This window comes from Leucobacter sp. Ag1 (genome assembly GCF_000980875.1).
Lineage (GTDB): Bacteria > Actinomycetota > Actinomycetes > Actinomycetales > Microbacteriaceae > Leucobacter > Leucobacter iarius.
On sequence record NZ_LAYO01000075.1, the window covers coordinates 1 to 25,296 of the forward strand.

Genomic DNA, 25,296 nt, shown 5'->3' on the forward strand with positions numbered 1-25,296 from the left:
GCCGTCAGCACGCCCGCGCCGCCGTCCGTGGAGGCGCTCGAACCGATGCCGAGCACGAGGCGCGACACCCCGTGGTCGAGCGCCGCCGCGATCGCCGCGCCGAACGCCTCGGTGCCGGCGTCGAGCGGCCGCCCGGTGCCCACGCGCTCGATCCCGCAGGTGGCGGCGAGTTCGACGACCGCGGTGCCGCGGGGCGCCTCCGGTTCCGGCGGCAGCAGCAGCCAGAACGGATCGCCGGAACGCCCGGCGCCGAGCGGCATCCGGACCGCGTCCGGGCGGGCGGCGGCGAAGGCCGCCAGCGTCCCTTCACCGCCGTCGGCCATGGGCCGCGCGATCGGTCGGTCGTCAGGTTCGATGCTCGTCCAGCCTTCGGCGAGGGCCGCGGCCGCGGCCGCCGCGGAGATCGTGCCCTTCAGGCTGTCCGGTGCGATGACGACGCGCGTCATGCGGCCTCCCCTCGGATCCGATCCTCCTGCGGATCCCGTTCCACGGGTCACTGCGAGTCCCACGGGTCGCCGCTAGACCCGGCCCCGCAGGCCGCTCGACCCGCCCTCGGAGACGAACGCCGAGTCCGGGATCGTCAGCCCCCACTCGTGCATGGCGTCGAGCACGGGGCGCAGGCGCTCCCCGCGCTCGGTGAGTTCGTAGACGACGCGCGGCGGGATCTCACCGTAGGCGGTGCGCGTCACGAGGCCCCGCGCTTCGAACAGCCGCAGCCGGTTCGTCAGCGTGTGCGCGCTGATCCCGGGGAGCGCATTCTTGAGCTCTCCGAAGCGGTGCGGTCCGTGCAGGAGCTCCCGCACGATCAGCGTCGCCCACGGCCCCTCGCAGAGCAGCATGAAGCGGGCGACCCCGCAGCTCGGCAGCTCCGATTCGTCTGCGATCTTCATCCGTTCCCCTTTAGTGCACTTGACGTAACTGGTGCATCATATGCACTAATAGGGGTCATGGTCTACATCGTTCATGGCGCCACGGGCGCACAGGGCTCCCCCGTTCTTCACGCACTCCGCACTGCCGGCGCGCAGACCGTCGCGGCGGTGCGCAATTCCGAGGCTGTGACTCCGGGAATCGCCGCGGTCTCGGTCGATCTCGGCGACGCTGCCGCGCTCACCGAGCTCTACCGCGACGTCGAGGGCGTGTTCGTGCACCTGCCGATGGGTGCGCCCGATCAGGTCGCCGCGCAGGCCGAGGCGGTCGGAACCGCGATCGCGCAGGCGCAGCCGGCACGCGTCGTGATCTCGACGAGCGGGCAGATCGTCGACCAGCCCGGGTCACCGCTGCAGTCCCCCGAGGACAGCCCCATCCGCTCGCTCATCCGCTCGACCACCGACTCCGGAGTCTCCGTCGCGGTCGTCGCTCCTCGCCTCTACCTCGAGAATCTGCTGCTGCCGGTCGTGCTTGGGCACGCGCAGGAGACCGGCGCACTTCGTTACCCGCTGCCGGCTGAATTCCCGGTGTCGTGGAGCTCCCACCTGGATGTCGCCGATGCGGCCGTGCAGCTGCTCGCCGACACCTCCGTCACGGGAACCGTCGCGGTCGGCGCCCTGCCCGGCATCACCGGCCCCGGGCTCGCCGACGCGTTCGCCCAGCGCTTCGGAAGCGCGGTGCGCTACGAGGCGCTGACGCCCCAGCAGTTCGGCGAACTGATCACCCCGATGTTCGGGCCGGCAGCCGCGCCCGTCGTCGGCCTGTACGAGGCGCTCGGCACCCAGCCCGAGAACGTGATCGCCGAGGCGAACAGCGCACAGGAGCTCCTGGGGCTCCAGCCGCGCGCCGTCGACGACTGGCTGCGGGAGCTCGGCGTCTGACGCGCTAGACCGCGCGCAGGATCACGGCGCTGCCCTGACCGCCGCCGCCGCAGATGCCGATCGCGCCGAGGGTGCCGGGACCGGCCTCGGCGAGCTGGCGGGCGAGGGTGCCGACGAGGCGGGCGCCCGATGCGCCGATGGGGTGGCCGAGCGCGATCGCGCCGCCGTGCGGGTTGACGACGTCGCCGCTGATACCGAGCTCCTTCGTCGACTGCAGTCCGACCGAGGCGAAGGCCTCATTGATCTCGACGACCGCGAGGTCCTGCGCGGTCGCGCCACCGGCGACCTTCGCGAGCGCCGCGGTGATCGCGCGCGACGGCTGCGAGTGCAGCTGCGTGTCGGGGCCGGCCACGAGCGCGGTCGCCTCGACGCGCGCCAGCGGCGTGACGCCGAGCCGCTCGGCAGCGGCCTCGCTCACGAGCACGAGCGCCGCGGCGCCGTCGGTGATCGGCGACGCGTTGCCGGCGGTGATCCCGCCGTCCTTCGCGAACGAGGGACGCAGGCCGGCGAGCACCTCGACGGTGGTGTCGGCGCGGATCCCGTCGTCGGCCGAGACGACGGTGTCGCCGCGGCGCGAGGTCACGGTGAACGGCGCGATCTCGCCCGCGAAGTACTCGGCCGACGCCGCAGCGCGGCGGTGCGAGATCGCCGCGAAGGCGTCCTGCTCCGCGCGGCCGATGCCGAGCGGCACGTTGCCCTGCTCGGTGAGGGCACCCATCGCGACCTGATCGAACGCGTCCGACAGTCCGTCGTGCTCGGTCGTGTCGATGAGCTGCGCGGTGCCGTACTTGGTGCCCGCGCGCAGCGGGATGACGTGGGGCGCGAGCGACATCGACTCCTGGCCGACCGCGAGCACGACCTCGGCCTCGCCCGCGGCGATGAGGCGCGCCGCCTGCGACACGGCCTCGGCGCCCGAGAGGCAGACGGCGTTCAGCGTGATCGCGGGCGTCTCGAGCGGGATCCCCGCGCCGACCGCGGTCTGGCGGGCGGGGTTCTGCCCTGCCCCCGCCTGCAGCACCTGCCCGGCGACGACCGCGTCGACGTCCTCGGGGCGGATCCCGGCGCGCTCGAGCGCCGCGGTCGCGGCGTGCGCGCCGAGCACGGTCGCGGGCTGCGCGGCGAGCTGCCCGGTGAAGCGGGTGAACGGGGTGCGGGCGTACCCGGCGATGAGCGCGTTCATGCGTGTGTCTCCTCGAAGGTTCGAGTGCGGCGGTGCGAACGCTCCGCCGCCTGCACAGCATCCTGCCTCATCGGGCTGCGAGTCGCCCGGCCCACTCTGCACCGCCGAGCATCGCCCCACCGTGCAGGTCCGCGCGGTGGGGTCCGGGCGCGGGAGACTGCGGCACCGGCGGGCCCGCAATAGGCTGGATCGCATGCCAGACGCGCCCTCCGACCCCGACGCGCCGCGCGCCGAGCGCGCTCCGGAACACGCTCCGCGGCGCGGACGTCGGCGCGGGCTGAAGATCGGCCTCGGCGTCACGCTCGCGGCCGTGCTCGCCGGCGGATACGTCGCCGCGTGCGCGCTCGCGCCCCTCCCCGACCTGGAGCCGCGGCTCACGGTCGACGCCGAGCAGACCTTCCGCCCGGATCCCGAGATCAGCGCGCAGCGCACGGTGAACCAGCAGTCGAAGCCGACCGCACTCGGCTGGGTGGGCGATTCCGGCGCCTGGACCAACGATTTCGACACTCCGCGGCAGATCGCGAGCATCACGAAGCTCGTCACGGTGCTCGTCTGCCTCGATGCGAAACCGGTGGAGGCCGGCTCGGACGGGCCGAGCTATGCCCTCACCGAGCGCGACGCCGAGATCCGCCGCACGGTGCTCGAATCCGACGGCGTCGTCGCGGACGTCCCCGTGGGGCGCAAGCTCACCACGCGGCAGTTCATCGAACTCGCGCTGCTCCCCTCGGCCAACAACTACGCGATCGGCTATGCAGAACGGGTGTTCGGATCGAACGCCGGGTTCCAGAAGGCCGCGAGCGAGTGGGCCGCGAAGCACGAGCTGAAGACCCTCCGGATCTCGGAACCGAGCGGTCTCTCGGAGAAGAACGTCGCGAGCGCGGTCGACCTCGTCGAGGTCGGTCGCCTCGCGCTCGCCGATCCGCTCGTCGCCGAGGTCGTGGCCGAGCCCTGGGCCGATATCCCCGGCATCGGGCCGATCATGAACTCCAACCCGCTGATCGGCGATGCGAACGTGGTCGGGCTCAAGACGGGAACCCTCAGCAGCGTCGGTTACAACCTGCTCGCCGCACGCAAGGATCGCGTGGGCGATCGGGACGTCGTCTCCATCGCGGTGGTGCTCGGCCGCCCCGACCGCTCGGCTCGGACGCGGGACGCGCGCGCGGTGCTGCGCGACGCCCCGAAGGCGATCGACGAGGTCGCGCTGGTCGAAGCCGATGCGAAGGTCGGCACCGTGCGGACGTGGCAGGGGAAGACGGTCGAGCTGCGCACGACGCGGGCCGCCTCAGCGGTCCTCCTGCCCGACGAGACCGCATCGCGGCACGTACGTCTCGGTGCGCTCGGCGCCGGCGAGGCCGGACGCGCGGCCGGCGTGATCCGCACGGAGGCCCCGGGTGGCAAGTCGATGGTTCCGGTGGTCACCGCTCGGGCGATCGAGCGCCCCGATCTGTGGTGGCGCGTGACCCACCCGGCGACGGCGTTCGAGGGGTACTTCGGGGGCTGATCCGCGCGTACGTCCGGGACCGACCCGCCGCTAGTTCTCCGAAGCGAGCGCGCCCCCGGCGAGGCGGCGCACGACGCCGGTCAGGTGGTTCACCCCGGCGACGAGGTCCGCATCCTTCGTGAACTCGGCGAGATTGTGCGAGACGCCGTCGACGCTCGGCACGAACAGCATCACCGTCGGCACCGAATCCTTCATGTTCGTCGAGTCGTGCCCGGCGACCGTCATCACCCGGTCGTGGGTGAGCCCCAGTTCCTCGGCGACTTCGCGAGCCAGCTCCACCCCGGCTTCGGGGTACGGATTCTGATCCCAGCTGTGCTCGGCCGTGATCTCGATCCCGACCCGGTCATCGCGCTGCACCCGCTCCACCGTACGCATGAGCGACATGCGCGCGGCGCGGATCACCTCGGCGCTGGGCGAGCGCAGGTCGAGCAGCAGTTCGACCTCGCTCGCGACGACCACCGGCGAGTTCGGGTACACGTTCATCTCGCCGCACGCCGTATGCAGCGCCCCGGGCTCGAACTCGTCGACGAGCTCGCGCGCGGCGACCACGAGTCGGGCGGCGCCGAGCAGCGCGTCCCGACGGTCGGCCATCAGCGTCGAACCGCTGTGCGCCTGCTCCCCCGTCACCAGGAACTCGAACTTGTGCGCGGCCCAGGTCGCGTTCACGAGGCCGATCGTGACCCCGTCCTCCTCCATGCTGCGGCCCTGCTGCACGTGGATCTCGGCGTACGAGGCGACATCGAGCCCGGTGAGGTCGCCCCGCTCACCGATCACGTCGAGCGCGTCGGCCACCGAGACGCCGTGCGGATCCGTCGTCGCGAGCGCGGTCTCGAGCGGCAGCTTGCCGGTGAACACCGAGCTGCCCATCATCGAGGGCTTGAAACGCGAGCCTTCTTCGTTGAACCAGTTGACCACCGCGAGGTTGAACCGCGGAGTCTCCCCCGAGGCGCGCAACTCGTCGGCGACGCGGAAGCACGCGTGCGCCGAGGCCATCACCCCGTAGGCGCCGTCGAATCGGCCCGCAGTCGGCTGCGAATCCATGTGGGAGCCGGTGAGCACGTACGGCGCGCCCGGGACGAGCTCGAGCAGGCCGAACTGGTTGCCGATCGAGTCGCGGCGCACGGTGAATCCGCGCGATTCGAGCAGCTCGGCGAACCAGGCCCGCTGCTCGCCGTCCGCGCCGCTCGCGGCCTGGCGGTCCACGCCGCCGGTACCCGGCACGGCACCGAAGCGCGAGTGCACGACCCAGTCGGCGAGGAAGCCGGCGTCGAGTTCATGGCTCAGGGGGTTCGTCCGCTGCGTCATCATGCGTCCTTCCGAGTGGTGCGGGAATCGTAACTCAGTCGACCGCCGAGCACGGTCGCGACGATGTCGAGTCCGGCGATGTCGGACGTCGCGAGCGGCGACGCCGAGAACACCGTGAGGTCGGCGAGCTTGCCCCGCTCGAGAGTGCCGACGTCGGCGATCCGCCCGGTGGCGCGCGCCGCCCACTCCGTGTGGGTGCGCAGCGCTTCTTCGGGGGTGATCGCCTCGTCGGGCCCGAGCAGAGCGCCGCTGTCGGTGCGACGGTCGACGGCCGCCTGCATGCCCCGGCGCAGGTCGTTGTCGGCGACGGGCAGGTCGGAGGATCCGGCGAGCACGATCCCGGCATCGATCACCGAGCGCCCGCGGTAGAGCCAGGGCTCGCGGTCCGGGCCGACGCGGTGGGCCATCTGGTCGCCGATCGGACCGATGAATCCGGCCTGCGGCGTGACCGCGACGGCGAGGCGCCCGGCGCGCTCGACCTGGTCGGGCCGGGCGATGCCGAAGTGCTCGATGCGGCAGGGCACGCCGAGACGGCCGTAGCGCTCCTGCGCCTCTTCGATGAGGTCGAGAGCGAGGTCGATCGCGGCGTCGCCGATGGCGTGCAGCGCGAGCGGCCAGCCCGCCCGATAGGCCCCGAGCGCCCGCTCGCGGTAGACCGCAGGCTCGTCGAGCAGGTAGCCGGTGTTGTGATCGTGGCCGCAGTAGTCCTCCGTGACCGCGGCCGTCGCACCGAGCAGCGATCCGTCGAGGAACACCTTCACATGGCCGAAGCGCACGGCGTCGTCGCCGAAGCCGAAGCGGATCCCGAGGTCGAGGCCCGCACCGGATCCCTCGCGCTGGAAGTCGGCGGCGTGCCCCGCGAGAGGCCGCAGCGCGTCGATCGCGGGCATGAGCTGCGCACGGGCGTGCAGAAGCCCGCGCTCGGCGGCCGCCTGGTAGGCGGCGACCTCGATCGGGCTGTGACCGATCCAGCCGCCGCCCACGCCGGCCTCCGAGAAGCTCGTAATGCCCTGGGCGGCGTATCGTGACGTCGCGGCGTCGAGGGCCTCGACCAGGCGCTCGGTCGAGTACGGCAGCAGCAGTGCCTGCACGAGGCCCTGAGCGGCCTCCTCGACGAGCCCGGTCGGCTGCCCGTCGCCGTCGCGCACGACGACGCCGCCGACGGGGTTCTCGAACCCCGGTTCGAGGGCGCCCACCAGAAGAAGGGTCGCCGTGTTGGTGATGGAGGCGTGCCCGGAGGTGTGCCTCAGATAGAGCGGGCGTCCGCCGGTCAGCTCGTCGAGGCGCGCGATCTCGGGGAAGCGGTCGCCGTGGTGCGCCTGGTTGAAGCCGGTGCCGTGCACCCAGGCGTCCGCGTCACCGGCGGCGTCGAGGCGGGCGACCTCGTCGGCGATGAGCCCGTAGAGTTCGTCGAGTCCGCGCGCCCGGCTGAGGTCGACGGCGGCGAGCCCGAGCCCCCACCAGGCCGTATGGCAGTGCGCGTCGATGAGCCCGGGCGTGACGCAGGCGTCGCCGAAGTCGAGCTCGCGCTCGGCTTCGAGCCCGGCGATCTCCTCATCGAAGCCGACGATCCGCTCGCCGATCACGCCGACGGCGGTGGCGCGGGGCCGGACCGGGTCCAGGGTGATGATCTCGGTCGCGCGCAGGATCAGGTCGAGTCGCATGGCTGGGGTGTCTCCGGTTTCTTCAGCTCGGGCGGTGCGTTCGGGGGGGCGTTCAGGCCGCGATCTCGGCCGAGGCGGGCGGCATGACCCGCGAGTCGATGCGGATGTGGATCAGCGCCGGGCCGCCGGCGGCGAGCGCGCGGTCGAGGGCGGCGCCGAACTGCTCGGTGCGCTCGACGAGTTCGCCGTGCCCGCCGAACGAGCGCATCCATGCGGCGAAGTCGGGGTTCGCCATGCGGGTGTCCGAGGGGCGACCCGGGTAGTGGTGCTCCTGGTGCTGCACGATGGTGCCGTAGATGCCGTTGTCGACGACGATCACGAGCGGGGAGCCGCCGTGCGCGATGGCGGTCGCGATCTCCTGCCCGTTCATGAGGAAGTCGCCGTCGCCGCAGACGGCGACGGCCCGGCGCTCGGGAAACGCGAGCGACGCCGCGACGGCCGCGGGCACGGCGAGCCCCATGGCGCCGTTGCGCGCACCGACGAGGCTCGCCGGGTCGAGGTGGCGCACGAACCGGTGCGCCCAGATCGTGGCGTTCCCGGCGCCGAAGGTGAGGATCGCGCGCCCGTCGAGCCGGGTATCGAGCTCGCCGAACGCGACGCCGAGATCGACCCCGGCGGCGACGGCCTCGGCGACTTCCCCGGGCTGCCCCGCGGCGACCGCTGCATCGGATCGGTGGGCGGCGAAGCGCTGCTGCGCCGCTGCACGGCCGCGCATCCACAGGTCGCCGCGGGGTCCACGGGCTGCGACCGGGTCGCTCGCGGCGAGCGCGACCGAGAACTCGGCCGGGGCGGCCAGGATCTGCCGGTCGATGCGCCCGGCGTGCTGCACCGCCTCGGGATCGAGCGAGACGAGCACGGTCTCGGCGTCGAAACCGAGGGCGTATCCGTCGCTCAGCACGTCGGAGCGCGCGCAGCCGACGAACACGAGCAGGTCGGCATCGGCGTAGCCCGCCGCGACCGCATCGGCGCGGCCGTATCCGAGCCATCCAGCCCAGGCGCCGCCCGTATTCGGCACCGCATCGTAGGCGCGCCAGTCGCAGAACACGGGCACGCCCGCGGCCTCCGCCCAGCCGAGCAGAGCGCGCCCCTCCCCCGCGTGCCAGCCGTCGCCGCCGGCCACGATCGCGGGCCGCTCGGCGGTCGCGATCCGAGCGACGAGCTCGGCGAGCTCGGCCGGGGACGGTTCCGGCCGCGGAGCCGCGACCGGAGCGGCCGGGGCCGCATCGGTGCGGTGCACGAGCACGTCCTCGGGCAGTCCCACCACTACGGGGCCGGGGCGCCCTGCAGCGGCGATCCGCATCGCCTCGGCGACGAGCTCGCCCGCGCGATCGGCGTCGTCGATGGTCATGACCCGCTTCGCGGCCGACCCGAACCAGCCGCTCAGATCGAACTCCTGGAACGCCTCCCGCTCGCGGTCGGCGACGGGCACGAGGCCGACGAACAGCACGAGCGGAGTCGCGTCCTGCCAGGCGGTGTGGATCGCGATCATCGCGTTCGCAGCGCCCGGGCCCCGGGTGACCATCGCGACGCCGGGGCGGCCGGTGAGCCGTCCCTCGGCGAGCGCCATGAACCCGGCGCCGCCCTCGTGCCGGCAGACCACCGTCTCGATCGACGAGTCGTGCAGGCCGTCGAGCACGTCGAGGTAGCTCTCGCCGGGCACGGCGTAGACGCGGGAGACCCCGTGGGCTTCGAGCGTCCGAACGATCAGGTGTCCTGCCGACTGCGTCATGGTGGGGTCCTTCCGGGAGGGGCGTTCTGGTGGCTTGGCCGAGCGGTGCGGATCAGTGCTTGAAGCCGGGAAGCTTCACGCTGAGCCGCGGCGCGATCGCTCCGGCCACCGCGGTGAACAGCGAGAGGAAGACGAGCATCGCGGCCGCCGGCCACCAGTGGTTCGCGGTCGCGGCGACGAAGCCGGTGGCGAGCAGGGGGATGAAGCCCGAGAGCATGCCGGCGACGTTCTGCGCCAGGCCGACGCCCGTGTAGCGGGTCTTCGCGGGGAACAGGCCGGTGAGCACGGTGCCCGACGCGGCGTACGGCAGCGACAGGGTGCAGACGGCGAGCGTCATGGCGAGCACGACGAGTACCGGGTTGCCCGAGGCGAGCAGCAGGAACGCGGGGACCGACACGACGGCCGAGGCGATTCCGCCCCACAGGATCACCCGGCTCGCGCCGTACTTGGTGCCGAGGTGCCCGCCCCACAGCAGAGCGAGGATCTCGAACGCTGCTGCGACCATGCTGCCGAGCAGCATGAGCGACGAGTCGTAATGGAGCACGTTCACGCCGTACCAGACGCAGAAGGCGGTGACGAGGTAGAAGCCGCCGACGCCGAGCAGCGCCGCTGCCATGCCGACGATGATCTGCTTCCAGCTGTCGCGGAAGGTGGTGAGCACGGGGCTCTTCACGACCTCGCCCGATTCCTCGAGCTGGCGGAACACGGGCGACTCCTCGAGCTTGCTGCGGATGTAGATGGCGATGAGCAGCAGCGGCAGCGCGACGAGGAACGGGATGCGCCAACCCCAGGCATCGAAGTTCTGCTGGGAGAACGCGAGCGTCGCGATGAAGAAGCCGCCGGACGACAGGATCGTGCCGATGGGCGAGCCGATCTGCGGGATCGCGGCGTAGCGCGCCCGCAGGTGCAGCGGCGCGTTCTCGACCACGAGCGTCATCGCGCCCGACCATTCCCCGCCCACGAAGAGCCCCTGCAGCACGCGCAGCAGCACGAGCAGGATCGGCGCGGCGATGCCGATGGCGGCGTAGGTGGGCAGCAGGCCGATGAGGCCGGTCACGAGTCCGATGCCGACGATCGTGATCATGAGCACGACGCGGCGGCCGATGCGGTCGCCCATCCGGCCGAAGATCATGCCGCCGATGGGGCGGGCCGCGAGGCCGACGCCGAAGGTCGCGAACGACGCGAGGGCCGCGGCGGTCGCGTTCTCGCTCGTGAAGTACTGCACGTTGAACACGAGCGCCGCGGCGGCGCTGAACAGGAAGAAGTCGTACCACTCGAGCGCGGTGCCGATGAGCGCGCCGAGAGCGACCTTGTTGGCCTCCGCGATGGTCAGTTCCTGGGTGGCCTGGTATTCGATGGCCGAGGTCTTGGTGGTCTCGCTCATATCTCTCTCCGTCGAGGGATCCGCGGGGCGGGATCCGGTGTGCAAGCGGGCCGGCTCGCGATCTGATCGCGGCGTCACCATCGAGCATGCCAGGGGATACGCCCAGCTTGAGCCACCTAATGCCGCCATTTTTCCTCGCAAAACAGTGCGTATGCACATATTCTGGGGGCATGGCCGCTTCAGACCCGCACCGTCTCAGCGGTACCCCGATACCGGGCGACCGCGCGCGCTGGATCGAACTGCTCGACCGGCTCGACGTCGACGCCCTGACCGACACCTTCCTCTCCCTCGTCGGCACGGTGCCCGGCTACGACCCGCCGCCCATCCCCGTCTCCGAGATGCGCCGCACCGGTCGGCTCTCGTTCATCGCCCTGGTCGAGGGCCTGCGCTCTGGCGGCTTCACCGATCCCATCCCCGTCTCGAGCGACGTCGGGGTCTCGCGCGCCCGGGCCGGGGTCCCCCTCACCGCGCTCATGACCGCGATCCGCGGCGACTTCACCGTCCTCTGGGAGGCGCTCACCAGAGTCGCCGACGCCGACGACGCCGAACTGATCGTCCGCCACACCGGGATCGTGCTCCGCACCGTCGACGAGTACGCGGGCCAGACCCAGCGCGCCTACCTGGCAGAGCAGCAGCGCATGCGCGAGGAGGCGGCCTCCGTGCGCCAAGGGCTGATCGCCGCGCTGTTCCAGGAACCGCAGCCGACCGGCGAGCGCCTCCGCGCCATCGCGCACGAGCTCGACCTCCCCGTGGAGGCCCCGCTCGTCGCGGTGGCCGCGGTCGGCGACGACATCCCGGCGCTGCGGGTGCTGGTCTCAGAGGTCGAGCGCGCGGGCGGCACGGTACGCACGCACCACCTGGGCGACACTCTCGTGGCGTTCTCCCGCCCGCAGGAGCTGCCCGGGTCCCGCGTCGAGGCGCTGGTCGCGCAGCTCGTCCGCCTGCGCGTCGGCATCGTCGAGGCCACGGCCGGGCTCGCGGAGCTGCGGCAGAGCGCTCGCACCGCGCAGGAACTCGCTCGGCTCTTCCGTCCGGACGAGCAGGGAGCGATGACCTGGTCGCGCGGCTGGGCCCGGCTCGCCGCCGGGCGGCTGCTCGACTCCGGCTCGCCGATCATGTCCGATGTGCACGCCGCGCTCGCGAGCTGCGGGAGCGCCGAACGCGCACGACTCGAGGAGGCGGTGCGCAGCTTCCTGCGCAGCGGCAGCGTCGGGGCATCGGCGGAGGAGCTGTTCTGCCACCGCAACACCCTCGCGAACCGGCTCCGCCGATTCACGGAGCTCACGGGGGTCGACCCGCAGGTGCCCGAGCAGGCCGCGCGCCTCGTGATCGGATGGGCGCAGGCCCCGGCCGGCTAGCCCGCGGCCGGCCGCGCCCCGACCCGCTCCGCGACGACCCGGCGCAGCGCGCCGAGCGCGAGCCCGATCGATTCGACGTCGATGCGCTCGTCGTGCCCGTGCACGCCGTCGCGGTAGCGCTCGTAGCTCCACTCGGGGCCGAGCAGCCCGAAGCCGTACGACGGGATCCCGAGCTCGCGGAAGTGCCGCGCATCCGATCCGCCGGCGGCCGCGATCGGCACGACGGGAGCGCCCGAGACCTCGCGGATCGCCCGTTCGAGCGCGCGGTACAGCGGCTCCTCGGTCGAGGATCCGGTCGCCGCCCAGCCGCGCAGCGGCGAGATCTCGACCCGGTCGGCGAGGTCGCCGAGCATGGTGCGCAGCAGTTCGTCGACGTCGGCGTCGCTCGTGCCGGGCAGGGTGCGGATGTCGAGGTCGATGGTGCCGACGGCCGGGATCACGTTGTGGGCGTCGCCCGCGCGCAGCACGGTCGGAGAGATCGTGACGCGCGAGACGGCGTGCGCGTACCCGGCGATGCGCCCGAGCTCGGGCAGCGCGGCGTCGAGGCGCACGGGGTCGAGCAGCCGCTCGGCGAGATCCGGATCCGCGACGCGGGCGCCGACGAAGGCCGACCAGAGCGGCCCGAGCTGGATCGCGGGCGCGACCTCCCGCAGGCGGTGCAGCACCTCGCCGATCCCGTACGCCGCGCTCGTCGCGCCGTAGGGGATCGAGGCGTGGCCGGGCACACCGCTCAGGGTGAGCCGACGGCTGGCGGAACCCTTTTCAGCGACGCCGACGGCGACGTGCGCGCCCATGCGCTGTCCGCCGGATTCCGAGAGCAGCTCGGTGACGCGCACCGCGGACGCGTGCTCGCGCAGCAGCCACTTCACGCCGTACTCGCCGCCGGCCTCCTCGTCGGCGACGGCCAGCAGCACCAGGTCGCCGCGGGGACGCTCGGGAGCGAGCGCCACCTCGCGCAGGATCACGGCGAAGGACGCCGTGAGGTAGAGCATGTCGACGGCGCCGCGGCCCCAGATCTCACCGTCGACGAGTTCGCCGCCGAAGGGATCTCGCTGCCAGCCGTCCGGGTCCGCGGGGACCACGTCGAGGTGGCCGAGCAGGCCGAGCGCGGGGGCGTCGGGGTCGGTACCGCGCACGCGCGCGATGAGCGAGGCGCGGCCGGGGGCGGACTCGAACACCTGGAGGTCGAGCGCTCCGGCGCGCACGGCGTCGTCGAGGTAGCGCTGGAGCACGCGGACGCTGCGGATCTCCTGCCCGGAGTCGGCGGCGCCGGTGTTGACGCACGCCTCGCGGATCATGGACCGGAGCAGCGCGACCGCGTCTTCGAGGCTGTTCTCCGACCGGTCCATGCGCGCTCCTTCACCGTGCTCGCGGCCGGATCCCGGTCGCCGCACCAGCCTATCGCCGCGCCGGGCTCAGCGATCGGCCTCCGCGTGCTCGATCCCCTGGCGCTCCACGGAGTCGAGCAGGGCGGCGATGCCGGCGCGGTAGACGTCCATGCCGCTCAGCGCGAAGAGCGCGTCGCGGTTGGCGTCGAGGAGCGGGTAGTCGGGCAGGTGCGCGGAGCCGAAGGAGGTGATCCAGGGCTCGGATCCGGCCTCCTCTTCACCGCCGCGCATGACCTCGTGCGCCATGGCTGCGCTGAACGAGAGAGCGAAACCCGAGACCGCGGCGTAGGCGCGCACGAGCGCGCCGCCTTCGAGGCCGGCCTCGTGGAGGACTTCGAGCAGGAACTCGACGGCGGCCGCGTCGCCGGGGCCCGCGGGGTCGATGACGGCGCCTTCGGCGCCGAGCGCGGGGTAGGTGAGGTAGAGCTCGGCGGTGGCGAGCAGGTGCGCCTCGAGGCGCGCGCGCCACCCGCCGGGGACCGCCTGCCCGGCCTCGACGGAGAGTCGGTTGAGTCGGTCGAGGGCGGCTTGGGTCATGGCCTCGCGGTTGCGGAAGTGCCGGTACATGGCGGTGGCGTCGACGCCGAGCTCCTCGCCGATGCGCTTGAAGGTGAGCCGCTCGTGCGGTTCGCGGCGCGCGAGTTCGAGCAGCGCGTCGACGATGCGCTCGGGGTCCAGGCGCACGCGCCGCGATCCCGAACCGCGGGCGCCTGCTTCGCCGGCTTCGCTCGCCATCTGATCCCTCTCGTTCGCGGGGCGCACGTCGTCTTCGCGCGTCGCTCCCGGGTATCGATTCAATCACGACAGCGTCACACGCCGTCAATTCCGATGTCAATGACATTGACACGACCGGTGACACCTGCGTATGGTGCTGCTGAATCGACGACGATCAGCCCGGAGGACGCCATGCCCGAAACCGCAGCCAGCACCGACCAGCCGCAGAACGGACCGGGCTCCCCGCACGCCGAACTCGTGCTCGAGAACGGCTGGGTCTACACCGGCACCGATGCCGCGCCGCAGCGCGGCGGCATCGCGATCGCGGGCGGCCGGATCCTCGCGACCGACCCCGATGAGGTCGCCCGACTCGCCCCGCACGCCGACGAGCGCATCGACCTGGACGGCCGCCTCATCGTCCCCGGCTTCCAGGACGCCCACGTGCATCCCGTCAGCGCCGGCGTCGAACTGCTCAGCTGCGACCTCAGCGGCTGCGACACGGCCGAGCAGACCGTCGAGACGATCCGCGCCTACGCCGAGGCCCACCCCGAGCTCGAGTGGATCCTCGGCGCCGGCTGGTCGATGGACATGTTCCCCGGCGGCACCCCCACCCGCGAGCTGCTCGACTCCGCGGTGCCCGACCGGCCCGCGCTGCTCGAGAACCGCGATCACCACGGCGCCTGGGTCAACTCCCGCGCGTTCGAGCTCGCCGGTGTCGACGCAGCGACCGAGGACCCCGCCGACGGCCGCCTCGAGCGCCGCCCGGACGGCACCCCCGCCGGCACCGTCCACGAGGGCGCGATGAACCTCTTCGATCACGTGCGCCCTCGGCCGACCGAGGACGCCGCCTACGCTGGCCTGCTCGCCGCCCAGGACCACCTGCTCGCGAACGGCATCACCGCTTGGCAGGACGCCGCGGTCGGAGTCTTCATGGGCAGCCTCGACACCCTGCCGATCTATCGCCGTGCGGTTCGCGAGGGCACCCTGGTGGTGCGCGTCCGCGGCGCGCAGTGGTGGGACCGCGCGAACGGCGAGGGCCAGCTCGCCGACGTGCTCGCGCGACGCGACGAGGTCGCGGCGGAGGCGGATCCCGACCGCTTCTCGATCGCGAGCGTCAAGGTCATGGTCGACGGCGTCGCCGAGAACCACACCGCCGCGATGCACGACGCGTACAAGGACCCGCACGGCCACGCCACGAGCAACCGCGGCATCTCGTTCTTCGACCCGGCCGAGATGGCCGGGTTCGTCACCGAGCTCGACGCGAACGGCGTGCAGGTCCACTTCCACGCGCTCGGCGACCGCGCCGTGACCGACGCGCTGGACGCGCTCGAGGCGGCCCGCGCGGCGAACGGCGAGACCGACAACCGCCACCACCTCGCGCACCTGCAGCTCGTGCGGCAGGCCGACCTGCCCCGCTTCGCCGAGCTCGGCGCGACCGCCAACCTGCAGGCGCTCTGGGCCTGCCATGAGGATCAGCTCGACGAGCTCACCCTGCCGTTCCTGCGCGACGACGCGGAGCGCGACCACTACCCCTTCGGCGAGCTGGCCGCTGCCGGCGCGCAGCTCGCCGCCGGCAGCGACTGGTCGGTGTCGACGCCCGACCCGATCGCGGCGATCCACATCGCGGTGAACCGACGTTCTCCCGGGGCCGAGCTGCCGCAGCTCGGCCCCGACTCGCAGAAGCTCACCCTGAAGCAGGCCCTCGACGCCTACACGCAGGGCACGGCGCGGGTGAACCACCTCGACCACGCGACCGGAACGCTCGAGCCCGGCAAGTACGCCGACTTCGCGATCCTCGACCGCAACCTGTTCGAGCTGCCCGAGGCCGAGCTGCACGCGGCGCGGATCGACGAGACCTGGATCGACGGCACGCGCCGCTTCCGCCGCGCAGCGGACGGGGCGGTCGCGTGAGGCGGCGGCTGAGCCGCGCGATCGCCGGGGCCGGCGTCGCGGCGGTCGCGCTCGCCGCGCTCACGGGATGCGGGCAGAGCGCGGTCGGCGGTCAGGCCGGCAGCTACGAACTCACCGCGCACACTCCGGCACCGAAAGGCGACATCGACTCGGTCACGTGGGCGCTCGCGACCGAGCCGTTCTCGCTCGATCCGGCCTATGCCTTCGACTACTCAGACAACACGGTGCTCGCGAACATGTGCGAATCGCTGCTGCGCTGGAACTCCGACCTCTCCGTCTCGCCCGGGCTCGCGACGAAGGTCGACCACCCGGACCCGCAGACGTGGGTCTACACGATCCGGCAGGGCGTGAAGTTCCACGACGGCAGCACCATGCAGCCGAGCGACGTCGTGTTCTCGCTCAAGCACCACCTCGACCCCGAGGTCGGATCCTTCTGGTTCGACACCTACAAGAACGTGGACTCGATCAGCCAGACGAGCACCGATCAGGTCACGGTGCACACGAAGATCCCCGATCCCTCGTTCAACAAGATGATGTCCGCCGCGCCCGGCGTGGTGTTCTCGGAGAAGGCCGCGAAGGCGGCCGGACGCGACTACGGCAACGCCTCCACGGGCGTCGACTGCACGGGCCCCTTCACGTTCAAGGAGTGGCGCTCGGGCGAATCCATCACGATGGAGCGCTTCGCCGACTACTGGGATCCGGAGTACCGGGCGAAGGCGAAGCAGTTCCAGTTCGTGATCCTCAACGATCCCAATGCGCGCGTGAACGCGCTGCGCACGGGTGAGATCGACGGCTCCTGGCAGGTGCCGACGAACGCCATCGACCTGATGCGGGCGAGCGACACCGGCAAGATGTACTTCGGCGTCAACACGACCGTGCAGAGCCTCATCGTCGGCGACATGCAGGGCCCGCTCGGCGACCTGCGGGTGCGCAAGGCGCTCGCGCTCGCGCTCGACCGGCAGGCGCTCATCAAGGCCGCGGTGCAGGGCTACGCCAAGCCCACCGACGCCCTGACCACGAAGTCGGTCTGGACCGACGCGAGCCCCGAGACGATCACGCAGGCGTTCGACGATCTGCCGAAGCTCCAGTACGACCTGGCCGAGGCGAAGCGCCTCGTCAAGGAAGCCGGCGCCGAGGGCAAGAAGATCACCTACGTGACCGCTCCGATCGATTCCTCCTTCGACGTGATCTCGCAGGCCGTCGCCTCGGCGGGCAAGGAGATCGGCCTCGACATCCGCATCGAGACCCGCACCCCGAACGCCTACACGCTGCTGTTCTCCGACCCGAACGCGATCAAGGGCGTCGACCTGTTCACCACCCAGTGGTACCTCTCGAGCACCGACCCGCTCGAGATGTACGCGGTGCTCCGTACCGGCGAGTTCTCGAACTACGGGCACTGGTCGGATCCGGCCTTCGATGCGCTCACCAACCGGGCCCTCGTCACCGACGACGGCGGCGAGCGCGCGAAGATCTCGGCGCAGGTGCAGCGGCTCGCCTCCGAGCAGCTGCCGTGGATCCCGCTGTTCGAGATCCCCACGGGCCTGTGGCTCGGCAAGAAGGTCACGGGCGTCGATCCGTCGATCTCCTACATGTACGCGCCGTGGGCGGCGAAGATCGGAAAGGCGGACTGATGTCGCAATCGCAGACCTCCGAGACGGCGACCCGCGCCGTCCGGCTCCGTGAGACGTCGAGCGGGCAGCGCGGATCCGGCACCGCCGCCCGCACGGCGAAGTTCATCGCAGGCCGCGTCGTCGGCCTCGCGGCCACGCTCTTCGCCGCCTCGCTCGTCGTCTTCTTCTCCCGCTTCGTCGTACCGGGCGACCCCGCCCGCTTCCTGCTCCGCGGCCGCAGCCCGAGCAAGGAGGCCATCGCTGAGGTGACGAAGCAGTACGGCCTCGACAAGTCGCCCGTCGAGCAGTACCTGAACTGGATCGGCGGCGTGCTGCACGGCGACTTCGGCCGCTCCCTGCAGTACCGGGACGCCGTCTCGAACGTGCTGCTCGACCGCCTGCCGGTCACGCTGCAGCTCGTCGCGCTCGCGGCCGTGTTCATCACCGTGTTCGGTCTCGCGGCGGGCATCATCGCGAGCCTGCGCCGCGGCCGCTTCACCGATCGCGCGATCCTCATCTCGTCGACCGCGCTGGGAGCGATCCCGTCGTTCGTGATCGCGATCCTGCTGATCGCGCTGTTCGCGGTGCAGCTGGGCTGGTTCCCGTCGTTCGGCAGCGGGGATCCCGGCATCGACCGCTTCGGGCACCTCGTGCTCCCCGCGCTCGCGCTGGGTCTCGCGTTCGTCGCACTCATCGCCCGCGTCACCCGCTCCTCGATGAACGAGCAGTTCGTGCGCGAGCACGTCGAGGTGGCGACGAGCCGGGGCCTCACGAAGCCCTCGGTGGTGCTGCGTCACGTGCTGCGCAACGCGATCAGCCCGATCCTGCTGGTCAGTGGCGTGCTCGTCGCCGGCCTCCTCGTGTCGAGCTCGATCGTCGAGCAGACCTTCGGCCTCTCGGGCATCGGATCGCTGCTCGTGCAGTCGGTCGACCGCCTCGACTTCCCCGTCGTGCAGGCCATCGTCATGATCGTCGTCATCGCCTTCGTGACGGTGAACACGATCGTCGACCTCCTCCAGCCGCTGATCGATCCGCGCATCGCCGCGGGAACGGAGACCCGATGAGCACCGCACCTCTCACCGGAACGCGGGCGCTCACGGTGCCCGTCAAACTGAAGCGCCGCCGCCTGCTGACCCCGGTCGGCCAGGTCTCGCTCGGCTTCGTCGCGCTCGTGGTCGTCGCGGCCGCGCTCGCCCCGCTGATCGCGCCCTACGATCCCGACCACGTCGATCTGCAGAACGTGCTCGCCGGCCCGTCGGCGGCGCACTGGTTCGGCACCGACTCCCTCGGACGCGACCTGCTCACGCGCCTGCTGTTCGGCGCGCGCACCTCGCTGATCGGACCGCTCATCGTGGTCGTCGGCTCGACCGTGCTCGGTCTCGTGCTCGGCCTCGTCGCCGCGTGGCGCGGCGGCTGGATCGACGCGGTGCTGTCGCGCGTGTTCGACTTCCTGTTCTCGTTCCCCGCGATGCTGCTCGCGATCCTCGCGGTCGCGCTGTTCGGCAAGGGCCTGTTCGCGCCGGTGCTCGCCATGACCATCGCCTACGTGCCCTACGTCGCCCGGCTCGCCCGCGGCCTCATCGTCGCCGAGCGCGCCCGCCCCTACGTGCAGGCGTACCGGGTGCTCGGGTTCCGCAGCAGCTGGATCGCGTTCACGCGCGTGCTGCCCAACGTGGTGCCGACCGTCGGCGCCCAGTCCACCCTCAACTTCGGCTACGTGCTCGCCGATCTCGCCGCGCTGTCGTTCATCGGCCTCGGCGTGCAGGCGCCCACCGCCGACTGGGGCTCCATGATCAACGAGAGCCGCGGCGCGCTCATGAGCGGCGACCTGCTGCCCACGTTCGTCCCGGCGCTCGTGGTGGTGCTCGTGGTCGTCGCGATCAACGTGATCGGCGAAGAACTGTCCGACCGCATCGGAGGCAACTTCTCATGACCGAACTGCTGCAGATCGACGATCTGACCCTGCGCGTCCCCGGTCGCGGGCCGCTGCTGCACGGCGTCTCGCTCTCCGTCGGCGCCGGCGAGGCCGTCGCCCTCGTGGGCGAGTCCGGATCGGGCAAATCGCTCACCACCCGGGCCGCGCTCGGCCTGTTCCCCGAACGCGCGAGCCTCACCGGTTCGGTGCGGGTCGACGGCGTCGACACCGTCACGGCCGATGCGGCGGCGCTCCGTCGGATCCGACGCGTCAAGGCGTCGATGATCTTCCAGGATCCCCGATCCGGCATCAACCCCGTGCGCACCGTCGGCGACTTCCTCACCGAGACCCTCGTGCGCTGGCACGGCCTCTCGAAGGCCGACGCCGCCGCGCGAGCGGTCACCCAGCTGGAGCAGGTCGGGCTCCCTCGGGCGGCCGCGCTGCTCGACCAGTACCCGCACCAGCTCTCCGGCGGCATGCTGCAGCGCGTCATGATCGCCGCCGCGCTGCTCGACGAACCCGAGCTGCTGCTCTGCGACGAGCCCACCACGGCCCTCGACGTGACCACGCAGGCCGGCATCGTCGAACTGCTGCGCGAGCAGCAGCAGGCGCGCGGCATGGGCATGCTGTTCATCACGCACGACCTCGGGCTCGCGGCCTCCCTCTGCGAGCGCGTCGTGGTGCTGCGCGGCGGGCTCGTGGTCGAGGAGGGATCGACCGCCGACGTGTTCCGGGAGCCGCGCGAGACCTACACGCGCGAACTGCTCGCGGCCACGCCCCGCATCGACCTCGACCGCTTCGGCGACGCGGTCGGCGCAGCGGGCGGGGCGGGATCCTCGGCTTCCTCGGACGCCCCGGGCATCCCGGGTCCCGGCGGCCCCGTCCCCGAGATCGTCGCCGACGGCATCGTCAAGCGCTACCGGATCCCCGGCCGCGACGACGTCGTCGCTCTCGACGGCGTGAGCTTCTCGCTCGAGCGCGGCGGATCCCTCGGCATCGTCGGCGAGTCCGGTTCGGGCAAATCGACGCTGGCCCGGATCCTCGTCGGCCTCGAAGAAGCCACCGAGGGCGAGCTCACCATCGACGGCGTCGCCCGCCCGAAGCGGCCGCTCAACGCCGCCGAGCGCCGCCGCTTCGCCGCAACCACGCAGATGGTGTTCCAGGATCCCTACCTGTCGCTCGACCCCCGCATCGCGGTCGGCCGCGCCGTCTCCGATGTGATCCGCCTGCACCGCGGCCAGAACCGCGCCGACGCCGAACGCACGGCGACCGAACTGCTCGGCCGCGTCGGGATCCTCCCCGAGCACCTCGCCTCCCGCCCCAAGGGGCTCTCCGGCGGACAGCGGCAGCGCGTCGCGCTCGCGAAGGCGCTCGCAGCGGAGCCCTCGATGCTCGTGCTCGACGAGGCGACGAGCGCGCTCGACGTGTCGGTGCAGGCGCAGGTGCTGACCCTGGTCGAGGAGGTGCGCGACCAGTTCGGTCTCACGATCGTGTTCGTCTCGCACGACCTCGCGGTCGTGTCGCGCATCTGCGAGCACGCCCTCGTGATGCAGCGCGGCGTCGCCGTCGAGCAGGGCCGCACGGCCCGGATCCTCGGCGCCCCGCAGGATCCCTACACGGTGCAGCTGCTCGAATCGCGGCCGCAGCCGCTCTGGGAGCGGGAGCGGGCGGCGTAGGAGTCGCCGAGGGACGCGGTCCGAGGGGCGCGATCCGGACGTCGTGAGCGACGCCGGGTTGCGCCCCTCGTGCGCTCGGGGCTACTCTGTCGGCGTAGCGCTTCGTTCGGCGAGGCTCCTGCGTGAACACAGTCCGCTCATCCCACGACGTCGAGAGACGCCCAGGCTGAGGACAGGCCTTCCCGGCTTAAGGGTCGGCCCCAAGCGGATTCCGAACTCTTCGGATACGTCACGCAGTGCCAAAGCTCTGACGTGGGGGTGTTTGCTCGGAACTATCGGTTCCGGCCCGCTCGATCTGTCGAGCGCTGCCGAACCGAGGAGGTGACCCGTGAGCGACGGCCATAGTCGATCTGCCGACCCGCACGGCGCCGCCCCCGAGCGCTTCCCCGGATCCCGCCCCGCCGCACAGGCCTAGGCGCGGTTCCCCTCCGGCGCCGGAACTCCTCCCGAGTCCGGCCCCCGCCGTGCGGATCGAGCGAGACGACCTCGTTCCCCTCTCGTTCCGACGCTGCCCCCGGGCATGCCGCGCTTCGGCGTGCCCGCGATGAGCCGCGTCCGCGTGCAAAGGACCGCACATCATGACCTTCCGCATCGATCCGACTCCCACGGATCAGACCCCCATCATCAGCCCCGGCCAGGAGGCCGGCACCACCCGCACCGACGTGCGCCCCGCGGCCCCGGCCCGGCCCGGGAAGCCCCGCCGCACCGCGCGTCGCGGCCGCGCCGCCGACGCCCAGGTCGACACCCGCCTGCTCGCGCAGGCCATGACCGCGACGCCGAAGGCCGCGCTGCGGCTCGTCGACGCCGACCGCCACGGGCTCACGCCCGACGAGGTCGCCGAACGGCTCGACCGCTTCGGCCCGAACGAGGTGCGGCACTCGCGGCGCCTGCCGCCGATCCTGCAGTACCTCAAGACCCTCACCAACCCCTTCATCCTGATCCTCATCGGGCTCGCCTCGATCATGTTCGTCACGGACGTCGTGCTCGCCGACCCGACGGAGGGCCCCGACTTCACGGGCGTGGTGACGATCGGCATCATGGTGCTCGTCAGCTCGGGCCTGCGCTTCTGGCAGGAGTACCGCTCGGGCCGCTCCGCCGACAAGCTCGCCGCGCTCGTCAGCACCACGGCCGCCGTCACCCGGCTCGTGGGCGGTGTTCCCGTCACGGGCGAGCGCCCCATCGAGCAGATCGTGCCCGGCGACATCGTCGAGCTCGCGGCCGGCGACATGCTGCCCGCCGACGTGCGGCTGATCCGCACGAAGGACCTGCAGGTGAACCAGGCGATGCTCACGGGCGAAGCGCTGCCCGTCGAGAAGCGCGCGGAGGCGGCTCCTGATCCGAGCGATCCCCTGCAGGCCGAGAACCTCGGCTTCATGGGCACCTCGGTCGTGTCGGGATCCGGCACCGCGCTCGTGCTGCAGACCGGCGACCGCACCGCGTTCGGCGGCCTCGCGGCCTCGATCCAGGGCGCGCGTCCGCAGACCGCCTTCGACCGCGGCATCTCGAAGGTCACCTGGACCCTGATCCGCTTCATGGCGGTCGTGGTGCCCGCCGTGTTCATCATCAACGGGCTCACGAAGGACTGGGGCAGCGCGTTCCTGTTCGCCGTCGTCACGGCGGTAGGTCTCACCCCCGAGATGCTGCCGCTGGTCGTCACCGCCAACCTCGCGAAGGGCGCGCAGCTCATGGCGAAGCACCGCGTCATCGTGAAGCGGCTCCCCGCGATCCAGGATCTCGGCGCGATGGACGTACTCGCGACCGACAAGACGGGCACGCTCACCGAGGATCGGATCGTGCTCGAGCGGCACCTCGACACCGCCGGGCGCTCGAGCGACCGCACGCTCGGCTGGGCGACGGTGAACGCGCACTTCCAGACGGGCCTGCGCAATCTGCTCGACGAGGCGATCCTGCGCGCCGCCGGCGACGACCTCGACCGCTCGGTCGGCCGGTTCCAGCTGATCGACGAGATGCCGTTCGACTTCGCCCGCCGACGCATGTCGGTGGTCGTGGCCGACCGGGACCTGCACACCGTGGTCACGAAGGGCGCGGTCGAGGAGATCCTGCGGATCGCCGAGTGGGAGCTCGTGCAGGGCGAGCGGCGCCCGCTGAGCGATGAGCGGCGCGCCGAGATCGACGCGCTCGTCGCCGAGCAGAACGCGCTCGGCATGCGCGTGCTCGGCGTCGCGATCCGCGAGGTGCCCGTCACCGAGGCGCAGGGCGACATCTTCGAGTACGCCGTGACGGACGAGCGCGAGATGACGCTCGTGGGGCTCCTCACGTTCCTCGATCCGCCGAAGAGCTCGGCGAAGCCCGCGCTGCGCAGCCTCGCCGCGCACGGCATCGACGTCAAGGTGATCACGGGCGACAACCCGCTGGTCGCCGCGACCGTGTGCCGCGAGGTCGGCATCGACGCGACGCACGTCGTGCTCGGCGAGGAGACCGAGGACCTCACACTCGAGGAGCTCGGCGAGCTGGCCGAGCGCACCCACGTGTTCGCGAAGGCGAACCCGGCGCAGAAGGCGCGCATCATCGAGGCCATGCGCGAGCACGGCCACACGGTCGGCTACCTGGGCGACGGCATCAACGACGCCCCGGCGCTGCGCACCGCCGACGTCGGCATCTCGGTCGACACCGCGGTGGACATCGCGAAGGAGTCGGCCGACATCATCCTGCTCGAGAAGGACCTCACGGTGCTCGAGGACGGGGTGATCGAGGGCCGCCGCACCTTCGTGAACACGATGAAGTACCTCAAGATGACCGCGTCGTCGAACTTCGGCAACGTGTTCTCGGTGCTCGTCGCGAGCGCGATGCTGCCGTTCCTGCCAATGATCCCGATCGTCGCGCTGATCCAGAACCTCGCCTACGACCTGTCGATGCTCACGCTCGCGTGGGATCGCGTCGACCGCGAGCAGGTGCGCAAGCCCCGCGTGTGGGAGGCCGACAGCCTCGCGAAGTTCATGATCCGCATCGGACCGCTGTCGTCGATCTTCGACCTCACGACCTACGCGCTCATGTGGTTCGTCTTCGCGGCGAACAGCCCCGCGCACGCCGCGCTGTTCCAGTCCGGCTGGTTCATCGAGTCGATCATCTCGCAGACCCTGATCGTGCACCTGCTGCGCACCCGGCGGCTGCCGTTCGCCGGGCTCTTCGGACGACGCACCGGCGGTGCTCCCGGCTCGCGCCCCGGCACCGCGCTGCTCATCGCGACGTTCGCCGTCTGCGTGTTCGGGCTCGTGCTGCCCTTCACCGGGTTCGGGGCGACGCTCGGGCTCGTGCCGCTGCCCTGGACCTACTTCCCCTGGCTCGTCGGCACCCTCGTCGCCTACTGCCTCGTGGTGGAGTTCGCGAAGCGCCGCTTCGTGCGCCGCTTCGGCGTCTGGATCTGAGCGGAGCCGCGCATGGATCCCGTCGATCTCGCACTGCGGATCTCGGTGGGCCTCGGCCTCGGTGCGGCGATCGGGCTGGAACGCCAGCTCCGATCCCGCACCGCGGGCGTGCGCACCAACGCGCTCGTCAGCCTCGGGGCCGCGCTCTTCGTGATCATGGGGGCGTTCAGCTTCGACGGGGCCGGGGCCGACCCCACGCGGGTGGCCGCCCAGATCGTCTCCGGCATCGGCTTCCTCGGTGCCGGCGTGATCATGAAGCAGGGTGCCTCCGTGTCGGGGCTGAACACCGCAGCCACGCTCTGGGCGTCGGCCGCGGTGGGCGCCCTCGCCGGCGGCGGGCTCCTGCTCGTCGCCGTCGGCGGCACCGCCGCGATCATGCTCTCGAACACGCTGCTGCGCCCGCTCGGCCGCCTGCTCGACCGCCGCGGCGAGCGCGCCCTCGAATCGGTCGCGACGGAGTACGTGTTCGTCGTGCGCTCGGTCGCCGCGGCCGAGGTGTCGGTGCGCTCCGCGGTGGTGCGGGCGCTGCAGCGGCCCGAGTTCACCGTGCACTCGCTCGAAGCCAGCGACCTGAGCGACGGGCAGGTGGAGCTCACCGCGCGCATGACCGCGCTGGAGCGCAACGACGGCTTCCTCGAGGAGGCCATCGCCGACGTCGTCCCGATCGCCGAGGTCACCTCGGTGCGGTGGCACGCGACCGAGCTGCGCGGGGAGGACTGATCCCGACCGTTCCGCGGCCCGCGAACTGCGGGCCGCGGTTCAGGCTC

At 71.9% G+C, this 25,296-nt stretch carries 19 protein-coding genes and 1 riboswitch; of the genes, 10 read left to right on the top strand and 9 right to left on the bottom strand.

The features are described 5' to 3' along the window. Positions 1 to 446 (bottom strand): glycerate kinase (locus tag XM48_RS03835; RefSeq protein ID WP_046454473.1); only part of this gene is annotated, 446 nt, incomplete at its 3' end. Positions 447 to 518: 72 nt separating this feature from the next. Next, on the bottom strand, positions 519 to 890 hold the full coding sequence (locus tag XM48_RS03840; protein ID WP_046454474.1) for a helix-turn-helix domain-containing protein: 372 nt from the start codon (positions 888 to 890) through the stop codon (positions 519 to 521). Positions 891 to 947: 57 nt separating this feature from the next. Here XM48_RS03840 and XM48_RS03845 point away from each other — a divergent pair, with 57 nt between their 5' ends. Next, positions 948 to 1,808, top strand: a complete 861-nt coding sequence (locus XM48_RS03845; protein WP_046454475.1) for an SDR family oxidoreductase — start codon at positions 948 to 950, stop codon at positions 1,806 to 1,808. 4 nt (positions 1,809 to 1,812) lie between these two features. Here the strand turns inward: XM48_RS03845 and XM48_RS03850 are convergent, their stop codons facing one another. Next, the gene (locus tag XM48_RS03850) at positions 1,813 to 2,988 is read right to left on the bottom strand and encodes an acetyl-CoA C-acyltransferase (RefSeq protein WP_046454476.1); all 1,176 of its coding nucleotides are present in this window, start codon (positions 2,986 to 2,988) and stop codon (positions 1,813 to 1,815) included. A gap of 193 nt (positions 2,989 to 3,181) precedes the next feature. Between XM48_RS03850 and XM48_RS03855 the strand changes: the two genes are divergently transcribed. Further along, positions 3,182 to 4,489 (top strand): D-alanyl-D-alanine carboxypeptidase family protein, encoded by a 1,308-nt coding sequence (locus tag XM48_RS03855; RefSeq protein WP_046454477.1) that lies wholly within the window; start codon positions 3,182 to 3,184, stop codon positions 4,487 to 4,489. 30 nt (positions 4,490 to 4,519) lie between these two features. Here XM48_RS03855 and XM48_RS03860 read toward each other — a convergent pair whose 3' ends face one another. Genes XM48_RS03860 through XM48_RS03875 form a run of 4 tightly spaced genes read right to left on the bottom strand, consistent with a single transcriptional unit; the run spans position 4,520 to position 10,571 of the window. Further along, positions 4,520 to 5,794 carry a M20 family metallo-hydrolase gene (locus XM48_RS03860; RefSeq protein WP_046454496.1) on the bottom strand — a complete coding sequence of 425 codons (1,275 nt, stop codon included), beginning with the start codon at positions 5,792 to 5,794 and terminating at the stop codon, positions 4,520 to 4,522. After that, a complete protein-coding gene (locus tag XM48_RS03865) occupies positions 5,794 to 7,458 on the bottom strand; it encodes an amidohydrolase (RefSeq protein WP_046454478.1) in 1,665 nt (554 codons plus the stop codon). Before XM48_RS03865 ends, XM48_RS03860 begins: the two co-directional genes overlap by 1 nt. Positions 7,459 to 7,510: 52 nt before the next feature. After that, a complete protein-coding gene (locus XM48_RS03870; protein ID WP_046454479.1) occupies positions 7,511 to 9,187 on the bottom strand; it encodes a thiamine pyrophosphate-dependent enzyme in 1,677 nt (558 codons plus the stop codon). Between the two features lie 52 nt (positions 9,188 to 9,239). Beyond that, the gene (locus XM48_RS03875; protein ID WP_046454480.1) at positions 9,240 to 10,571 is read right to left on the bottom strand and encodes an MFS transporter; all 1,332 of its coding nucleotides are present in this window, start codon (positions 10,569 to 10,571) and stop codon (positions 9,240 to 9,242) included. A 170-nt stretch (positions 10,572 to 10,741) separates the two neighbouring features. On the opposite strand from XM48_RS03875, the gene XM48_RS03880 reads away from it, so the two are divergent. Beyond that, positions 10,742 to 11,929 (top strand): CdaR family transcriptional regulator, encoded by a 1,188-nt coding sequence (locus tag XM48_RS03880; protein WP_046454481.1) that lies wholly within the window; start codon positions 10,742 to 10,744, stop codon positions 11,927 to 11,929. Here XM48_RS03880 and XM48_RS03885 read toward each other — a convergent pair. Together XM48_RS03885 and XM48_RS03890 are read right to left on the bottom strand one after the other, a co-directional pair. Beyond that, the gene (locus XM48_RS03885; RefSeq protein ID WP_046454482.1) at positions 11,926 to 13,278 is read right to left on the bottom strand and encodes a M20/M25/M40 family metallo-hydrolase; all 1,353 of its coding nucleotides are present in this window, start codon (positions 13,276 to 13,278) and stop codon (positions 11,926 to 11,928) included. The two genes, XM48_RS03880 and XM48_RS03885, sit on opposite strands and share 4 nt — an antisense overlap. Before the next feature lie 66 nt (positions 13,279 to 13,344). After that, complete coding sequence (locus tag XM48_RS03890) at positions 13,345 to 14,052, bottom strand: TetR/AcrR family transcriptional regulator (protein ID WP_046454483.1); 708 nt, start codon at positions 14,050 to 14,052, stop codon at positions 13,345 to 13,347. A 171-nt stretch (positions 14,053 to 14,223) separates the two neighbouring features. Between XM48_RS03890 and XM48_RS03895 the strand changes: the two genes are divergently transcribed. From XM48_RS03895 to XM48_RS03925, 7 genes are all read left to right on the top strand, one after another. Beyond that, positions 14,224 to 15,942 carry an amidohydrolase gene (locus XM48_RS03895; protein WP_046454484.1) on the top strand — a complete coding sequence of 573 codons (1,719 nt, stop codon included), beginning with the start codon at positions 14,224 to 14,226 and terminating at the stop codon, positions 15,940 to 15,942. Then, the gene (locus XM48_RS03900; RefSeq protein ID WP_231580792.1) at positions 15,939 to 17,573 is read left to right on the top strand and encodes an ABC transporter substrate-binding protein; all 1,635 of its coding nucleotides are present in this window, start codon (positions 15,939 to 15,941) and stop codon (positions 17,571 to 17,573) included. Before XM48_RS03895 ends, XM48_RS03900 begins: the two co-directional genes overlap by 4 nt. Continuing rightward, positions 17,573 to 18,616 carry an ABC transporter permease gene (locus tag XM48_RS03905; protein ID WP_046454486.1) on the top strand — a complete coding sequence of 348 codons (1,044 nt, stop codon included), beginning with the start codon at positions 17,573 to 17,575 and terminating at the stop codon, positions 18,614 to 18,616. Before XM48_RS03900 ends, XM48_RS03905 begins: the two co-directional genes overlap by 1 nt. Next, positions 18,613 to 19,485, top strand: coding sequence for an ABC transporter permease (locus tag XM48_RS03910; RefSeq protein WP_046454487.1), 873 nt, complete (start codon positions 18,613 to 18,615; stop codon positions 19,483 to 19,485). The genes XM48_RS03905 and XM48_RS03910 overlap by 4 nt, the downstream gene beginning before the upstream one ends. Then, positions 19,482 to 21,143, top strand: coding sequence for an ABC transporter ATP-binding protein (locus XM48_RS18635; RefSeq protein WP_046454488.1), 1,662 nt, complete (start codon positions 19,482 to 19,484; stop codon positions 21,141 to 21,143). The genes XM48_RS03910 and XM48_RS18635 overlap by 4 nt, the downstream gene beginning before the upstream one ends. Positions 21,144 to 21,237: 94 nt before the next feature. Beyond that, positions 21,238 to 21,408, top strand: a riboswitch (M-box (ykoK) riboswitch). Between the two features lie 313 nt (positions 21,409 to 21,721). After that, positions 21,722 to 24,529: a magnesium-translocating P-type ATPase gene (mgtA, locus tag XM48_RS03920; protein ID WP_084820965.1), complete on the top strand. Its 2,808-nt coding sequence runs from the start codon at positions 21,722 to 21,724 to the stop codon at positions 24,527 to 24,529. A gap of 12 nt (positions 24,530 to 24,541) precedes the next feature. After that, the gene (locus XM48_RS03925; protein WP_046454489.1) at positions 24,542 to 25,249 is read left to right on the top strand and encodes an MgtC/SapB family protein; all 708 of its coding nucleotides are present in this window, start codon (positions 24,542 to 24,544) and stop codon (positions 25,247 to 25,249) included. Positions 25,250 to 25,296: the final 47 nt, after the last annotated feature.

Excerpts from the sequence above, each read along its gene's own strand:
- XM48_RS03840 (WP_046454474.1), bottom strand. The coding sequence starts at position 890 with ATGAAGATCGCAGACGAATCGGAGCTGCCGAGCTGCGGGGTCGCCCGC.
- XM48_RS03845 (WP_046454475.1), top strand. The coding sequence starts at position 948 with ATGGTCTACATCGTTCATGGCGCCACGGGCGCACAGGGCTCCCCCGTT.
- XM48_RS03850 (WP_046454476.1), bottom strand. The coding sequence starts at position 2,988 with ATGAACGCGCTCATCGCCGGGTACGCCCGCACCCCGTTCACCCGCTTC.
- XM48_RS03855 (WP_046454477.1), top strand. The coding sequence starts at position 3,182 with ATGCCAGACGCGCCCTCCGACCCCGACGCGCCGCGCGCCGAGCGCGCT.
- XM48_RS03860 (WP_046454496.1), bottom strand. The coding sequence starts at position 5,794 with ATGACGCAGCGGACGAACCCCCTGAGCCATGAACTCGACGCCGGCTTC.
- XM48_RS03865 (WP_046454478.1), bottom strand. The coding sequence starts at position 7,458 with ATGCGACTCGACCTGATCCTGCGCGCGACCGAGATCATCACCCTGGAC.
- XM48_RS03870 (WP_046454479.1), bottom strand. The coding sequence starts at position 9,187 with ATGACGCAGTCGGCAGGACACCTGATCGTTCGGACGCTCGAAGCCCAC.
- XM48_RS03875 (WP_046454480.1), bottom strand. The coding sequence starts at position 10,571 with ATGAGCGAGACCACCAAGACCTCGGCCATCGAATACCAGGCCACCCAG.
- XM48_RS03880 (WP_046454481.1), top strand. The coding sequence starts at position 10,742 with ATGGCCGCTTCAGACCCGCACCGTCTCAGCGGTACCCCGATACCGGGC.
- XM48_RS03885 (WP_046454482.1), bottom strand. The coding sequence starts at position 13,278 with ATGGACCGGTCGGAGAACAGCCTCGAAGACGCGGTCGCGCTGCTCCGG.
- XM48_RS03890 (WP_046454483.1), bottom strand. The coding sequence starts at position 14,052 with ATGGCGAGCGAAGCCGGCGAAGCAGGCGCCCGCGGTTCGGGATCGCGG.
- XM48_RS03895 (WP_046454484.1), top strand. The coding sequence starts at position 14,224 with ATGCCCGAAACCGCAGCCAGCACCGACCAGCCGCAGAACGGACCGGGC.
- XM48_RS03905 (WP_046454486.1), top strand. The coding sequence starts at position 17,573 with ATGTCGCAATCGCAGACCTCCGAGACGGCGACCCGCGCCGTCCGGCTC.
- XM48_RS03910 (WP_046454487.1), top strand. The coding sequence starts at position 18,613 with ATGAGCACCGCACCTCTCACCGGAACGCGGGCGCTCACGGTGCCCGTC.
- XM48_RS18635 (WP_046454488.1), top strand. The coding sequence starts at position 19,482 with ATGACCGAACTGCTGCAGATCGACGATCTGACCCTGCGCGTCCCCGGT.
- mgtA (WP_084820965.1), top strand. The coding sequence starts at position 21,722 with ATGACCTTCCGCATCGATCCGACTCCCACGGATCAGACCCCCATCATC.
- XM48_RS03925 (WP_046454489.1), top strand. The coding sequence starts at position 24,542 with ATGGATCCCGTCGATCTCGCACTGCGGATCTCGGTGGGCCTCGGCCTC.